We start from the raw sequence: 14,368 nt of genomic DNA on the forward strand, positions 1-14,368 counted from the left end.
TTAAACGTTGGACTGTTTTTCTGACGTAGTGGAGAAAAAATGAAATTTGAACTGGACACCACCGACGGTCGCGCACGCCGTGGCCGCCTGGTCTTTGATCGCGGCGTAGTGGAAACGCCTTGTTTTATGCCCGTGGGCACTTACGGCACTGTAAAAGGAATGACGCCGGAAGAAGTTGAAGCCACTGGCGCACAAATTATCCTCGGCAATACTTTCCACCTGTGGCTGCGCCCGGGCCAGGAAATCATGAAACTGCATGGCGATCTGCACGATTTTATGCAGTGGAAAGGCCCAATCCTCACCGATTCCGGTGGTTTCCAGGTCTTCAGCCTTGGCGATATCCGTAAAATCACCGAACAGGGCGTGCACTTCCGTAACCCTATCAACGGCGACCCGATTTTCCTCGATCCTGAAAAATCGATGGAGATTCAGTACGATCTTGGTTCAGATATTGTCATGATTTTTGACGAGTGTACGCCGTATCCCGCTGACTGGGATTACGCAAAACGTTCCATGGAGATGTCTCTGCGTTGGGCGAAGCGTAGCCGTGAGCGTTTTGACAGTCTCGGAAACAAAAATGCGCTGTTTGGCATCATTCAGGGCAGCGTTTACGAAGATTTACGTGATATCTCTGTTAAAGGTCTGGTAGATATCGGTTTTGATGGCTACGCTGTCGGCGGTCTGGCTGTGGGTGAGCCGAAAGCAGATATGCACCGTATTCTGGAGCATGTGTGCCCGCAAATTCCGGCAGACAAACCGCGTTACCTGATGGGCGTTGGTAAACCGGAAGACCTGGTTGAAGGCGTGCGCCGCGGTATCGATATGTTTGACTGCGTAATGCCAACACGTAATGCGCGTAACGGTCATCTGTTCGTGACCGATGGCGTGGTGAAAATTCGCAACGCGAAGTATAAGAGCGACACCGGGCCGCTCGATCCTGAGTGTGATTGCTACACCTGTCGCAATTATTCACGTGCCTACTTGCATCATCTCGACCGTTGCAACGAAATATTAGGCGCGCGACTCAACACCATTCATAACCTTCGTTACTACCAGCGTTTGATGGCGGGTTTACGCAAGGCTATTGAAGAGGGTAAATTAGAGAGCTTCGTAGCTGATTTTTACCAGCGTCAGGGGCGAGAAGTACCACCTTTGAACGTTGATTAATATTAATAATGAGGGAAATTTAATGAGCTTTTTTATTTCTGATGCGGTAGCGGCAACGGGTGCTCCGGCACAAGGTAGCCCGATGTCTTTGATTTTGATGCTGGTGGTATTCGGTCTGATTTTCTATTTCATGATCCTGCGCCCACAGCAGAAGCGCACCAAAGAACACAAAAAGCTGATGGACTCCATCGCCAAAGGTGATGAAGTGCTGACGAACGGTGGCCTGGTAGGTCGCGTAACCAAAGTAGCGGAAAACGGCTACATTGCTATCGCACTGAATGACACCACTGAAGTAGTTATTAAACGTGACTTCGTAGCCGCCGTTCTGCCGAAAGGCACCATGAAGGCGCTGTAATTAAAATTTTTCCCTAAGGGAATTGCCGTGTTAAACCGTTATCCTTTGTGGAAGTACGTCATGCTGATCGTGGTGATTGTCATCGGTCTGCTCTACGCGCTTCCCAACCTGTTTGGTGAGGATCCGGCTGTTCAGATCACTGGCGCGCGCGGAGTCGCCGCCAGTGAGCAAACGCTGATCCAGGTCCAGAAAACGTTACAAGAAGAAAAAATAACTGCTAAGTCTGTGGCACTGGAAGAGGGCGCTATTCTTGCGCGCTTCGACTCCACTGACACCCAACTGCGCGCTCGTGAAGCATTAATGGGCGTTATGGGTGACAAATACGTCGTGGCGCTTAACCTTGCCCCGGCAACGCCGCGCTGGCTGGCAGCTATTCACGCTGAGCCGATGAAGCTCGGTCTTGACCTGCGTGGTGGCGTTCACTTCCTGATGGAAGTGGATATGGACACTGCGCTGGGCAAACTCCAGGAACAAAATATCGACAGCCTGCGCAGCGACTTGCGCGAAAAAGGCATCCCGTATACCACTGTTCGTAAAGAAAATAATTACGGTCTGAGCATCACCTTCCGTGACTCTAATGCGCGTGATGAAGCCATTGCGTATCTGAGCAAACGCCATCCCGATCTGGTCATTAGCAGCCAGGGTAGCAACCAACTGCGTGCGGTGATGAGCGATGCGCGTCTCAGTGAAGCGCGTGAATATGCGGTGCAGCAGAATATCAACATCCTGCGTAACCGTGTAAACCAGCTTGGTGTCGCTGAGCCTGTGGTACAACGCCAGGGTGCAGATCGTATCGTTGTTGAATTGCCTGGTATTCAGGACACTGCGCGTGCGAAAGAGATTCTGGGGGCGACTGCAACGCTGGAATTCCGTCTGGTAAACACCAACGTTGACCAGGCTGCTGCCGCATCTGGCCGCGTACCGGGTGACTCTGAAGTGAAACAGACCCGCGAAGGTCAGCCGGTTGTGCTGTACAAACGCGTGATCCTGACCGGTGACCATATCACCGACTCCACTTCCAGCCAGGACGAATACAACCAGCCGCAGGTTAACATCTCGCTCGACAGCGCTGGTGGCAACATCATGTCTAACTTCACCAAGGACAACATCGGTAAACCGATGGCAACCCTGTTCGTGGAGTACAAAGACAGCGGTAAGAAAGATGCTAACGGTCGTGCGGTTCTGGTGAAACAGGAAGAGGTGATTAACATCGCGAATATCCAGTCTCGTCTGGGTAACAGCTTCCGTATCACCGGTATCAACAACCCGAACGAAGCGCGTCAGTTGTCGCTGCTGCTGCGTGCCGGTGCGTTGATTGCGCCGATTCAGATTGTTGAAGAACGTACCATTGGCCCGACTCTGGGTATGCAGAACATTGAGCAGGGGCTGGAAGCGTGTCTCGCCGGTCTGCTGGTTTCTATTCTGTTCATGATCCTCTTCTATAAGAAGTTTGGTCTGATTGCGACCAGTGCACTGATTGCCAACCTGATCTTGATCGTCGGCATTATGTCGCTGTTGCCAGGTGCAACGCTGAGTATGCCGGGTATTGCGGGTATCGTCTTAACCCTTGCGGTGGCGGTCGATGCGAACGTACTGATCAACGAACGTATTAAAGAAGAGTTGAGCAACGGACGTACCGTTCAGCAGGCGATTGACGAAGGTTATCGTGGCGCGTTCAGTTCTATCTTCGATGCGAACATCACCACGCTGATTAAAGTCATCATCCTGTATGCGGTTGGTACTGGGGCAATTAAAGGGTTCGCGATTACTACCGGTATCGGTGTGGCGACGTCGATGTTTACCGCGATTGTCGGTACGCGTGCCATCGTAAACCTGCTATATGGCGGCAAGCGCGTCAAGAAGCTGTCAATCTGAGGAGTGCGATGTGGCACAGGAATATACTGTTGAACAACTAAACCACGGTCGTAAAGTCTATGACTTTATGCGCTGGGACTACTGGGCCTTCGGCATCTCTGGTCTGCTGTTAATTGCTGCTATCGTCATTATGGGCGTGCGTGGCTTTAACTGGGGGCTGGATTTTACCGGTGGTACGGTTATCGAAATTACGCTCGAAAAACCGGCTGAAATTGACGTAATGCGTGATGCATTGCAGAAAGCGGGCTTTGAAGAGCCGATGCTGCAAAACTTCGGTAGCAGCCACGACATCATGGTCCGTATGCCGCCTGCTGAAGGCGAAATAGGCGGTCAGGTGCTGGGTAGTCAGGTTCTGAAAGTTATTAACGAATCTACCAACCAGAACGCGGCGGTGAAGCGTATTGAGTTCGTCGGCCCGAGCGTGGGGGCAGACCTTGCGCAAACCGGTGCGATGGCGTTGATGGCGGCGCTGCTGTCTATCCTTGTCTACGTGGGTTTCCGCTTTGAGTGGCGACTGGCGGCAGGGGTGGTTATCGCGCTGGCACACGACGTTATCATTACGCTGGGTATTTTGTCGTTATTCCATATCGAGATTGACCTGACCATTGTGGCATCGTTGATGTCGGTCATCGGTTACTCACTTAACGACAGTATCGTGGTATCGGACCGTATTCGTGAAAACTTCCGCAAAATCCGTCGCGGTACGCCTTACGAAATCTTTAACGTGTCCTTGACCCAGACGCTGCACCGTACTTTGATCACATCCGGTACTACTTTGATGGTTATCCTGATGCTGTATCTCTTCGGTGGCCCGGTGCTGGAAGGCTTCTCGCTGACCATGCTAATTGGTGTTTCCATCGGTACGGCATCTTCTATCTACGTAGCATCGGCACTGGCTCTGAAACTGGGCATGAAGCGTGAGCACATGCTGCAGCAGAAAGTGGAAAAAGAAGGGGCGGATCAACCGTCAATTCTGCCGTAAGGGTGTTTTAAAGCCGTTCAGTTAAAAAAAACCGTGGCGTTTTTGCGCTGCGGTTTTTTTTGGTTATTGCATATTGAACTGGATACAGCTTTGGTTGTAGAGATAGTTCTGACATATACTTTGTATTAATAGTTAATACGTGGGGATCGCTTATGCGCAAAATTACCTTAGTAAGCGTTGGCGAATAACTAGAAAATGCCCGGGATAGGGCAAGACTATGATGCGGTTCCAGAGGTAAAGAATATCGCATTTAGGTTTCATACTGTTTATTACGTTATAAGAGTAGATGACATTCTCATTGCGCGTATTCTTCATCAGCAGATGGAACCTCGCCGTCACTGGTAATGTGAGAATTTATTTACTCAGGATTGCGAAAATCCCTACATCTTGGGAAACTGCGCGTAACCCTACATTTCTTCCAGGTAATTTATTATGGCTGTCATCCCCAAAAACTATGCGCGGTTAGAAAGCGGTTATCGTGAAAAGGCGCTGAAACTCTATCCGTGGGTGTGTGGACGTTGTTCCCGCGAGTTTGTCTATTCCAACCTGCGTGAGCTAACTGTGCACCATATTGATCACGACCATACCAACAACCCGGAAGATGGTAGTAACTGGGAATTACTGTGTCTTTATTGCCACGATCATGAACATTCGAAATATACCGAGGCAGATCAGTATGGTACGACCGTTATCGCAGGGGAAGATGCGCAGAAAGATGTTGGCGAAGCGAAATACAATCCGTTCGCTGATTTAAAAGCGATGATGAACAAGAAGAAGTGATAAAAAAATGCCGGATACAAGATCCGGCATTTTCATAATCAGAAGTTGTAACCTACTACCAGGTAACCACCCCAACCGGTAGAGCGAACGTTGAAGTTGCCGTTACCGAAGTTCAGTTCTGCATCGTCGTTCCACTGACCACCGTCATGCCAGTAACGCGCGACGACAGAGTAGTGCCAGTGATCATAGTTCAGCGCCAGAATATGGCTGGAAGCGATAGAGTTATTGCTACGCGTTTTAATACCGTTGATTGCGTTACCGCTGTCATCACCCAGATCGGAACCCCAGTCGAAGTTGGTGAAACCGATGTAGCTCAACTGGCCGCCCCACAGATCGGTAATCGGTACAAAGTATTTCACTTTAAAACGGTAGCCGTCCCACTCGTTTTCGTTCGCTGCGCCGTAGTTCTGCCACTGGTATTTCGCATACACGTTCAGGGACAGGCTCATCGGCAGGCCAGTATCGATGTCCGTACCCAGACCCATATACCAGGTGCTCTGGCGACCATCTTTGTTACGGCCCATGTCGTAGATGTAGTTGTTCGCGAAGTACCACTCTTTGAACGGACCGAAGCTGAGATCGGTATTAGTCAGTTTGTCGATGGAGAAACGCGGTTCGATTTCCATAAACAGCGGAGAACCGTGGTTCCAGATACCTTTTGCATCGGAGTTACCGCCGAAGAATACCGGCGCATCCGCGTAACCATAGAAGTCGAACCAGTCTTTTTTAGCGAATGCTTCGTACTCCAGGTAGGTATCGTTGCGGATCTGCGGTCCGAAACGGGTGTGATAGCTTCCGACAACGTTAACGCTCTGGTGCCACCAGTCGGAAAGGTACTGCGGTTTGTCGTTTTCAGCTGCGTTGACAGTAAAAGACGAAGAGAGCGCCAGTACCGCACCGGCTGCCAGTAATGTTTTTTTCATATGTATGCCACTGTTTGAAAATCCCTTACGGGAGTGAAAAAGGCGCAAATTGCGTTTCTAAATATTTCGTATACAGAGGAGCCTATTATAAAAATCATTGCTCACAAAAATATGTTTCGTTTCACAGTTCTATCATTTACGTAATCGATTGCGTTCACGTTTACACACATTCGGGCGGGGATTGTACTGACTTTCACCTTTGTTGCAAACTTTTACTATCAATCCGGGTGATGTAAGCGGAATAACAAAATGATGGGGAAAGATGTTGCGGGACACACAAAATGCCCCGCGAAACGTTTACTGCATAACAGGTTGAATGTCGTGGATGCGTATAAAGCCTAACTGATCCACTGAAATGCCATTTAACTGTAACGGAATATCAACATCACTGGGCGCGAGGACACTGGCAGGGGCGTTAATCAATTGATTCTGCACATTGATCTCCTGAAAGTTGTCGATTGTTCCCTGAATTTTCCCATATTCAACGGTTCCGCTGAACGCGGGTAAGGGATCATTGGATTCGCCCTGAATACGCAGCGTCAGCGTAGTGCCATCTGCATTTGGCGTAATATTCACCAGCGACATATGTAAGGTGCCGATCTGGCTTTCCAGACGCGCTGGTGTCTTTGCTCCCGGCAGAAGGTAAACCCCACTGCTGGATTGTGCATTCAGCCTGTTTTGCTGAGTGATTTTGACGGTCTCTTTATTGAGTTGCGTCATCTCTTGATTCAGCGTGCTGACGCTTTGTTTCATCTGTCGTACTTCGCTTTGCTGTACACAGGCGCTTAAGCTGAACAGGCTTCCCAGCAAGAGCAGTCGAAAAACGTGAGTGTTCATGCTTGTCCCTTTCTTGTCGCAATTAGCCTAATGGTAGAGGGAAAAAGCAGCGAAAACATCGATCCTTTGTCTCAAAAGCGTTGCGCCTTTGTTGTATCGTCAGTTCAGGGTAAAATAGATTTCTGTTAACCACCTGGTCAGGATGCCGTATGCATTGCCCATTCTGTTTCGCCGTGGACACTAAGGTTATTGACTCTCGTCTCGTGGGCGAGGGTTCATCCGTACGCCGCCGTCGGCAGTGTCTGGTGTGTAATGAACGTTTCACCACGTTTGAAGTGGCGGAACTGGTTATGCCACGCGTTGTTAAAAGCAACGACGTGCGCGAACCGTTTAATGAAGAAAAATTGCGTAGCGGAATGCTGCGGGCGCTGGAAAAACGTCCGGTAAGTTCCGATGATGTCGAAATGGCGATTAACCATATAAAGTCACAGCTCCGCGCCACCGGTGAGCGCGAGGTGCCGAGCAAGATGATTGGCAATCTGGTGATGGAGCAATTGAAAAAACTCGATAAAGTCGCCTATATCCGTTTTGCCTCTGTCTATCGCAGTTTCGAAGATATCAAAGAATTTGGCGAAGAGATCGCGCGCCTGGAGGACTAAACCGTGCAGGATGAGTATTACATGGCGCGGGCGCTAAAGCTGGCGCAACGAGGACGTTTCACCACGCATCCCAATCCGAATGTCGGATGCGTCATTGTCAAAGATGGCGAAATTGTCGGTGAAGGTTATCATCACCGTGCGGGTGAACCACATGCCGAGGTACACGCGTTGCGCATGGCGGGTGAAAAAGCCAAAGGTGCAACTGCGTATGTGACACTCGAACCTTGTAGCCATCATGGTCGTACACCACCGTGCTGTGATGCGCTAATTGCTGCTGGCGTGGCGCGTGTGGTTGCCGCAATGCAGGATCCTAACCCGCAGGTCGCAGGGCGTGGACTTTATCGTCTGCAACAAGCAGGGATTGACGTCAGCCACGGCCTGATGATGAGCGAAGCCGAGCCGTTGAATAAAGGCTTTCTTAAGCGGATGCGCACTGGCTTTCCTTATATCCAACTGAAACTTGGCGCGTCGCTTGATGGCCGCACGGCGATGGCCAACGGCGAAAGCCAGTGGATCACTTCCCCCCAGGCGCGTCGCGATGTTCAGCGTTTGCGTGCGCAAAGTCATGCTATTTTAACCAGCAGCGCCACGGTGCTGGCGGACGATCCGGCTTTAACGGTGCGTTGGTCTGAACTGGATGAACAAACTCAGGCGCTTTATCCGCAACAAAATCTACGCCAGCCGGTACGCATTGTGATTGATAGCCAAAATCGCGTAACGCCGGAACATCGCATTGTGCAGCAGCCGGGTGAAACCTGGTTCGCGCGCACTCAGGATGATTCTCGTGAATGGCCGGAAACGGTGCGCACCTTGCTGATTCCAGAACATAAAGGTCATCTGGATCTGGTTGTGCTGATGATGCAACTGGGTAAACAGCAAATTAACAGCATCTGGGTGGAAGCGGGGCCAACGCTCGCTGGAGCACTGCTACAGGCGGGTTTAGTCGATGAACTGATTGTCTATATCGCACCTAAACTATTAGGCAGCGACGCCCGCGGATTATGTACGCTGCCGGGGCTTGAGAAATTAGCCGACGCGCCCCAATTTAAATTCAAAGAGATACGTCATGTAGGCCCGGATGTTTGCCTGCATTTAGTGGGCGCATGATCTCCCGGCTCGAAAGGGAAGCAGCGCACGAAATATTATGCTAAAATCCGCCCCCCTGCGGGGCCATACTCGAACCCGAAGGAAAAAAATGAACATTATTGAAGCTAACGTTGCTACCCCGGACGCTCGCGTCGCCATCACCATTGCGCGTTTCAACAACTTTATCAATGACAGCCTGCTGGAAGGTGCGATTGACGCACTGAAACGTATCGGTCAGGTAAAAGATGAAAACATTACCGTTGTTTGGGTGCCTGGTGCCTATGAGCTGCCGCTGGCGGCAGGCGCACTGGCAAAAACCGGTAAATACGACGCGGTGATTGCGTTGGGAACCGTTATTCGTGGTGGCACTGCCCACTTTGAATATGTCGCTGGCGGTGCAAGCAACGGCCTGGCGCATGTTGCCCAGGACAGCGAAATTCCGGTTGCTTTTGGTGTGTTGACCACCGAAAGCATTGAACAAGCGATCGAACGTGCTGGCACCAAAGCTGGTAACAAAGGTGCAGAAGCTGCACTGACCGCGCTTGAAATGATTAATGTGTTGAAAGCCATCAAGGCCTGAAATTAGTAAGGGGAAATCCGTGAAACCTGCTGCTCGTCGCCGCGCTCGTGAGTGTGCCGTCCAGGCGCTCTACTCCTGGCAGTTGTCCCAGAACGACATCGCTGATGTTGAATACCAGTTCCTGGCTGAACAGGATGTAAAAGACGTTGACATCCTGTACTTCCGTGAGCTGCTGGCCGGGGTGGCGACTAACACCGCATACCTCGACGGACTGATGAAGCCATATCTGTCTCGCCTGCTGGAAGAGCTGGGCCAGGTAGAAAAAGCGGTACTGCGCATTGCGCTGTACGAGCTGTCTAAACGTAGCGATGTGCCGTACAAAGTGGCTATTAACGAAGCGATCGAGCTGGCGAAATCGTTCGGCGCAGAAGACAGCCATAAGTTCGTCAACGGTGTACTCGATAAAGCAGCACCTGTGATTCGCCCTAACAAAAAGTGATATCCAGGCCGGTAGAGTAACGGAAAACAGTTCCGCACTCGCCGGCCTTTTCTTTTTTACCTGCTGAGGCGTAACGTATGGCATGTGGCGAGTTCTCCCTGATTGCCCGTTATTTTGACCGAGTAAGAAGCTCTCGTCTTGATGTCGAACTTGGCATCGGTGACGATTGTGCACTTCTCAATATCCCCGAGAAACAGACCCTGGCAATCAGCACTGATACGCTGGTGGCGGGTAACCATTTCCTCCCTGACATCGATCCTGCTGATCTGGCGTATAAAGCACTGGCGGTAAACTTAAGCGATCTGGCGGCGATGGGGGCCGATCCAGCCTGGCTGACGCTGGCATTGACTTTACCGAACGTGGACGAAGCGTGGCTTGAATCCTTCAGCGACAGTCTTTTCGAGCTCCTCAATTATTACGATATGCAGCTCATTGGCGGCGATACCACGCGTGGACCGCTATCAATGACGTTGGGTATCCACGGCTTTGTCCCGATGGGACGAGCTTTAACGCGCTCAGGTGCGAAACCGGGTGACTGGATCTATGTGACCGGTACGCCGGGCGATAGCGCCGCCGGGCTGGCGATTTTGCAAAACCGTTTGCAGGTTGCAGATGCTAAAGATGCGGAGTATTTAATAAAACGTCATCTCCGCCCATCGCCGCGTATTTTACAGGGGCAGGCACTGCGCGATCTGGCGAGTTCAGCCATCGATCTCTCTGACGGTCTGATCTCCGATCTCGGGCATATCGTGAAAGCCAGCGACTGCGGCGCACGAATTGATCTGACATTGTTGCCATTCTCTGACGCACTTTCACGTCATGTTGAACCGGAACAGGCGCTGCGTTGGGCGCTCTCTGGTGGCGAAGATTATGAGTTGTGCTTTACTGTGCCGGAGCTTAACCGTGGCGCGCTGGATGTTGCTCTGGGGCACCTGGGCGTACCGTTTACTTGTATCGGGCAAATGACCGCCGATATCGAAGGGCTTTGTTTTGTGCGTGACGGCGAACCTGTCACGGTTGACTGGAAAGGATATGACCATTTTGCCACGCCATAAAGATGTCGCGAAAAGTCGCCTGAAGATGAGTAACCCGTGGCACTTGTTGGCTACGGGGTTTGGGAGTGGGTTAAGCCCGATTGTTCCAGGTACGATGGGCTCGCTGGCGGCGATCCCCTTCTGGTATCTGATGACTTTTTTGCCCTGGCAACTCTACTCACTGGTGGTAATGCTGGGGATCTGCATCGGCGTCTATCTTTGCCATCAGACGGCGAAAGATATGGGTGTGCACGATCACGGCAGTATCGTCTGGGATGAGTTTATCGGCATGTGGATCACCCTGATGGCGCTGCCGACCAATGACTGGCAGTGGGTCGCTGCCGGGTTTGTCATTTTCCGGATTCTGGATATGTGGAAACCGTGGCCGATCCGCTGGTTTGATCGCAATGTGCATGGTGGCATGGGGATCATGATCGACGATATTGTCGCCGGAGTGATTTCCGCTGGAATACTCTATTTTATCGGCCATCACTGGCCGATGGGTATTCTGTAGCAGGCCGGGTAAGGCGTTCACGCTGTATCCGGCGGTTGTGCGCGATGTCTGATATGACGCTTGCCGCGTCTTATCAGACCTGCATACCTATTTAAATCCCACTATCGGATGCGGTTTATATGGCGTTTCCAGCTCGGCAATTTGTTCCGGCTTCAACGTGATATCCACCGCATTCAGTAACTCATCTAGCTGTTCTTCCCGCGAAGTTCCGATAATCGGTGCGGCAATGCCGGGTTTGCTCAATAGCCATGCCAGTGCAACTTGTGCCCGCGTAACGCCCAGTTCTTCACTTACACCGGCTAAACGGGCAGCTATTTGCGCGTCATTCTCATCGCTTTCTTTATAGAGATTTTTTCCCACTTCGTCAGAAACCAGTCGTGCAGTGGTTTCACCCCACGGACGCGTCAGACGGCCCCGTGCCAGCGGGCTCCACGGAATAACCGCCACGCCTTCCTGATAACACAGCGGCAGCATCTCGCGTTCTTCTTCACGATAAATCAGATTATAGTGATCCTGCATACTGACAAACTGCGCCCAGCCGTGCTGTTTTTGCAGTTCCAACGCCTGAGCAAACTGGGAGGCGTACATTGATGACGCGCCGATATAACGCGCTTTTCCGGCTTTTACGACGTCGTTCAGGGCTTCAAGCGTCTCTTCAATCGGCGTGTTGTAATCCCAGCGATGAATTTGCAGGATATCGACATAATCCATGCCGAGACGACGCAGGCTGTCGTCAATAGAGCGCAAAATTTGCGTGCGGGATAATCCTTCTGGTAAGTCACCGACACGATGGAAAACTTTTGTCGCGACGACCACGTCATCGCGACGGGCGAAATCCCGCAATGCGCGACCGACGATCTCTTCGCTGCTGCCATCGGAATAGCTATTCGCGGTATCAAAAAAGTTAATGCCGCCCTCAAGGGCGCGTTTGATTATTGGGCGACTGCTTTCTTCCGGCAGCGTCCATGCGTGATTACCGCGATCTGGCTCGCCAAAGGTCATACAGCCAAGGCAAAGTCGGGAAACGCGAAGGTCGGTTTTCCCTAAGAGGTTGTATTGCATGCTGCCACTCCCGTTATACTCGTCATACTTCAAGTTGCATGTGCTGCGGCTGCAAGTTATTCGGCCCATCCATGGCCTCACCCTTAACAGGGCCGCTGCAAACAGCGTTCAAATCCGCTCCATGCGGATTTGTCGTTCACCCCAGTCACTTACTTATGTAAGCTCCTGGGGCTTCACTCGTTTGCCGCCTTCCTGCAACTCGAATTATTTAGAGTCTATGAACAATCTTTTAAGCATAGCAGGAGTGGAGTAGGGATTATGCCAGCCAGGCTTTGATTTTGGCTTCCATTCCGGCGGCATCGAGGCCGAGTTCGGCGCGCATTTCTTCCTGCGTTCCTTGTGGAATAAAGAAGTCCGGTAGGCCAATATTCAGCACTGGCACCGGTTTACGATGTGCCATCAATACTTCGTTCACGCCGCTGCCTGCGCCGCCCATAATGGCGTTCTCTTCAACGGTGACCAGCGCCTCATGGCTGGCGGCCATTTCCAGAATTAACGCTTCATCAAGCGGCTTCACAAAACGCATATCGACCAGCGTAGCATTTAGCGATTCAGCGACTTTCACCGCTTCCTGCATCAAAGTACCAAAGTTGAGGATCGCCAGTTTTTCACCGCGACGCTTCACGATACCTTTACCAATCGGCAGTTTTTCCAGCGGCGTCAGTTCCACGCCAACTGCATTGCCGCGCGGGTAACGCACCGCTGACGGGCCATCGTTGTAGTGGTAACCGGTGTAAAGCATTTGGCGACATTCGTTTTCATCGCTTGGGGTCATAATGACCATTTCCGGGATGCAGCGCAGGAAGGAGAGATCAAAAGCCCCCTGGTGGGTTTGACCATCAGCACCAACAATGCCCGCGCGGTCGATGGCGAACAGAACCGGTAGCTTTTGAATTGCGACGTCATGCAGCACCTGATCGTAGGCGCGTTGCAGGAAGGTGGAGTAAATAGCCACGATCGGTTTGTACCCGCCAATCGCCAGACCAGCGGCAAAAGTCACCGCGTGTTGCTCAGCGATTGCCACGTCAAAGTAGCGATCCGGGAATTTCCGTGAAAATTCGACCATGCCGGAACCTTCACGCATCGCCGGCGTAATCGCCATCAGCTTGTTGTCTTTCGCTGCCGTTTCGCACAACCAGTCGCCAAAGATTTTTGAATAGCTCGGCAGACCGCCGCTGCTTTTGGGCAGGCAACCGCTGGACGGGTCAAATTTAGGCACGGCGTGGAAAGTGATTGGGTCTTTTTCTGCTGGTTCATAACCACGACCTTTTTTGGTCATGATATGCAGGAACTGCGGGCCTTTCAGGTCGCGCATATTTTTTAGCGTGGTGATAAGCCCCAGCACGTCGTGACCGTCAACCGGGCCGATGTAGTTAAAGCCCAGCTCTTCAAACAGCGTGCCAGGCACTACCATGCCTTTAATATGTTCTTCAGTGCGTTTGAGCAGTTCTTTAATTGGTGGCACGCCAGAGAAGACTTTTTTACCGCCTTCGCGCAGTGATGAGTAAAGTTTACCGGAAAGTAGCTGTGCCAGATGGTTGTTGAGCGCGCCGACATTTTCGGAAATCGACATTTCGTTGTCGTTGAGGATCACCAGCATATCAGGACGAATATCGCCCGCATGGTTCATCGCTTCAAATGCCATGCCTGCGGTAATCGCGCCGTCGCCAATTACGCAGACGGTGCGGCGATCCTTACCTTCTTTCTCGGCAGCCACCGCAATACCGATTCCGGCACTGATGGAGGTTGATGAATGCCCGACGCTTAACACGTCATATTCGCTTTCGCCGCGCCACGGGAACGGGTGTAGGCCGCCTTTCTGGCGGATAGTACCGATTTTGTCGCGGCGTCCGGTTAAAATTTTATGCGGATAAGCCTGATGCCCCACATCCCAGATTAACTGGTCAAATGGAGTGTTATAGACATAGTGCAGCGCCACGGTCAGTTCGACCGTGCCCAGCCCAGAGGCGAAGTGTCCGCTGGAACGGCTCACGCTGTCGAGTAAATAACGGCGCAGTTCGTCGCAGAGTTTCGGTAAACTCTCTTTTGGTAGCAGTCGCAACTCCTGGGTGGAGTCGACCAGTGCCAGGGTCGGGTATTTGGCAATATCAAAACTCATCAGAGGCCTATTAATA

General features: G+C 51.6%; 15 protein-coding genes and 1 pseudogene. 12 read left to right on the forward strand and 4 right to left on the reverse strand.

Annotation, left to right across the window (positions count from 1 at the left end; translation table 11 throughout):
- Nucleotides 1–39: 39 nt before the first annotated feature.
- The 6 genes and pseudogenes from tgt to yajD all read left to right on the forward strand — a co-directional run bounded on the left by tgt (nucleotide 40) and on the right by yajD (nucleotide 5,159).
- Nucleotides 40–1,167: a tRNA guanosine(34) transglycosylase Tgt gene (gene tgt / locus A1WG_RS07130; RefSeq protein WP_000667317.1), complete on the forward strand. Its 1,128-nt coding sequence runs from the start codon at nucleotides 40–42 to the stop codon at nucleotides 1,165–1,167.
- Between the two features lie 22 nt (nucleotides 1,168–1,189).
- The gene (yajC, locus tag A1WG_RS07125; protein ID WP_000007629.1) at nucleotides 1,190–1,522 is read left to right on the forward strand and encodes a preprotein translocase subunit YajC; all 333 of its coding nucleotides are present in this window, start codon (nucleotides 1,190–1,192) and stop codon (nucleotides 1,520–1,522) included.
- Between the two features lie 27 nt (nucleotides 1,523–1,549).
- Nucleotides 1,550–3,397, forward strand: coding sequence for a protein translocase subunit SecD (gene secD / locus A1WG_RS07120; RefSeq protein WP_032141503.1), 1,848 nt, complete (start codon nucleotides 1,550–1,552; stop codon nucleotides 3,395–3,397).
- Nucleotides 3,398–3,407: 10 nt separating this feature from the next.
- The gene (gene secF / locus A1WG_RS07115; RefSeq protein ID WP_000046634.1) at nucleotides 3,408–4,379 is read left to right on the forward strand and encodes a protein translocase subunit SecF; all 972 of its coding nucleotides are present in this window, start codon (nucleotides 3,408–3,410) and stop codon (nucleotides 4,377–4,379) included.
- A 192-nt stretch (nucleotides 4,380–4,571) separates the two neighbouring features.
- A pseudogene (locus tag A1WG_RS0122130) lies at nucleotides 4,572–4,724 on the forward strand (type II toxin-antitoxin system RelE/ParE family toxin); the annotation flags it as partial.
- A gap of 87 nt (nucleotides 4,725–4,811) precedes the next feature.
- A complete protein-coding gene (gene yajD, locus A1WG_RS07110) occupies nucleotides 4,812–5,159 on the forward strand; it encodes an HNH nuclease YajD (RefSeq protein ID WP_001515882.1) in 348 nt (115 codons plus the stop codon).
- Nucleotides 5,160–5,197: 38 nt separating this feature from the next.
- Here yajD and tsx read toward each other — a convergent pair whose 3' ends face one another.
- Nucleotides 5,198–6,082 (reverse strand): nucleoside-specific channel-forming protein Tsx, encoded by an 885-nt coding sequence (gene tsx, locus A1WG_RS07105; RefSeq protein ID WP_001515883.1) that lies wholly within the window; start codon nucleotides 6,080–6,082, stop codon nucleotides 5,198–5,200.
- Between the two features lie 297 nt (nucleotides 6,083–6,379).
- Nucleotides 6,380–6,919, reverse strand: a complete 540-nt coding sequence (locus A1WG_RS07100) for a SadB/YajI family lipoprotein (protein WP_001515884.1) — start codon at nucleotides 6,917–6,919, stop codon at nucleotides 6,380–6,382.
- A gap of 149 nt (nucleotides 6,920–7,068) precedes the next feature.
- Between A1WG_RS07100 and nrdR the strand changes: the two genes are divergently transcribed.
- The 6 genes from nrdR (at nucleotide 7,069) to pgpA (ending at nucleotide 11,171) form a co-directional block, all read left to right on the forward strand.
- Complete coding sequence (gene nrdR / locus A1WG_RS07095; protein WP_000543535.1) at nucleotides 7,069–7,518, forward strand: transcriptional regulator NrdR; 450 nt, start codon at nucleotides 7,069–7,071, stop codon at nucleotides 7,516–7,518.
- Between the two features lie 3 nt (nucleotides 7,519–7,521).
- On the forward strand, nucleotides 7,522–8,625 hold the full coding sequence (ribD, locus tag A1WG_RS07090) for a bifunctional diaminohydroxyphosphoribosylaminopyrimidine deaminase/5-amino-6-(5-phosphoribosylamino)uracil reductase RibD (protein ID WP_001150410.1): 1,104 nt from the start codon (nucleotides 7,522–7,524) through the stop codon (nucleotides 8,623–8,625).
- Between the two features lie 88 nt (nucleotides 8,626–8,713).
- Nucleotides 8,714–9,184, forward strand: a complete 471-nt coding sequence (gene ribE, locus A1WG_RS07085) for a 6,7-dimethyl-8-ribityllumazine synthase (protein WP_001021161.1) — start codon at nucleotides 8,714–8,716, stop codon at nucleotides 9,182–9,184.
- Nucleotides 9,185–9,203: 19 nt separating this feature from the next.
- Nucleotides 9,204–9,623, forward strand: a complete 420-nt coding sequence (gene nusB, locus A1WG_RS07080; RefSeq protein ID WP_000801121.1) for a transcription antitermination factor NusB — start codon at nucleotides 9,204–9,206, stop codon at nucleotides 9,621–9,623.
- 77 nt (nucleotides 9,624–9,700) lie between these two features.
- On the forward strand, nucleotides 9,701–10,678 hold the full coding sequence (gene thiL / locus A1WG_RS07075) for a thiamine-phosphate kinase (RefSeq protein ID WP_001515885.1): 978 nt from the start codon (nucleotides 9,701–9,703) through the stop codon (nucleotides 10,676–10,678).
- Entirely contained in the window at nucleotides 10,656–11,171 is a 516-nt protein-coding gene (pgpA, locus tag A1WG_RS07070) for a phosphatidylglycerophosphatase A (RefSeq protein ID WP_001515886.1), read from the forward strand. The genes thiL and pgpA overlap by 23 nt, the downstream gene beginning before the upstream one ends.
- Nucleotides 11,172–11,258: 87 nt before the next feature.
- Here pgpA and yajO read toward each other — a convergent pair whose 3' ends face one another.
- Both yajO and dxs read right to left on the reverse strand, forming a co-directional pair.
- Nucleotides 11,259–12,233 (reverse strand): 1-deoxyxylulose-5-phosphate synthase YajO, encoded by a 975-nt coding sequence (gene yajO / locus A1WG_RS07065; RefSeq protein WP_001199769.1) that lies wholly within the window; start codon nucleotides 12,231–12,233, stop codon nucleotides 11,259–11,261.
- A gap of 256 nt (nucleotides 12,234–12,489) precedes the next feature.
- Entirely contained in the window at nucleotides 12,490–14,352 is a 1,863-nt protein-coding gene (dxs, locus tag A1WG_RS07060) for a 1-deoxy-D-xylulose-5-phosphate synthase (RefSeq protein WP_000006775.1), read from the reverse strand.
- Between the last annotated feature and the right edge of the window lie 16 nt (nucleotides 14,353–14,368).

This window comes from Escherichia sp. KTE96 (assembly GCF_000408525.1).
Lineage (GTDB): Bacteria > Pseudomonadota > Gammaproteobacteria > Enterobacterales > Enterobacteriaceae > Escherichia > Escherichia marmotae.

Coding starts and splice junctions, on each gene's coding strand:
- yajC (WP_000007629.1), top strand. CDS start 1,190: ATGAGCTTTTTTATTTCTGATGCGGTAGCGGCAACGGGTGCTCCGGCA.
- tgt (WP_000667317.1), top strand. CDS start 40: ATGAAATTTGAACTGGACACCACCGACGGTCGCGCACGCCGTGGCCGC.
- dxs (WP_000006775.1), bottom strand. CDS start 14,352: ATGAGTTTTGATATTGCCAAATACCCGACCCTGGCACTGGTCGACTCC.
- tsx (WP_001515883.1), bottom strand. CDS start 6,082: ATGAAAAAAACATTACTGGCAGCCGGTGCGGTACTGGCGCTCTCTTCG.
- A1WG_RS07100 (WP_001515884.1), bottom strand. CDS start 6,919: ATGAACACTCACGTTTTTCGACTGCTCTTGCTGGGAAGCCTGTTCAGC.
- pgpA (WP_001515886.1), top strand. CDS start 10,656: ATGACCATTTTGCCACGCCATAAAGATGTCGCGAAAAGTCGCCTGAAG.
- nrdR (WP_000543535.1), top strand. CDS start 7,069: ATGCATTGCCCATTCTGTTTCGCCGTGGACACTAAGGTTATTGACTCT.
- thiL (WP_001515885.1), top strand. CDS start 9,701: ATGGCATGTGGCGAGTTCTCCCTGATTGCCCGTTATTTTGACCGAGTA.
- yajO (WP_001199769.1), bottom strand. CDS start 12,233: ATGCAATACAACCTCTTAGGGAAAACCGACCTTCGCGTTTCCCGACTT.
- yajD (WP_001515882.1), top strand. CDS start 4,812: ATGGCTGTCATCCCCAAAAACTATGCGCGGTTAGAAAGCGGTTATCGT.
- ribE (WP_001021161.1), top strand. CDS start 8,714: ATGAACATTATTGAAGCTAACGTTGCTACCCCGGACGCTCGCGTCGCC.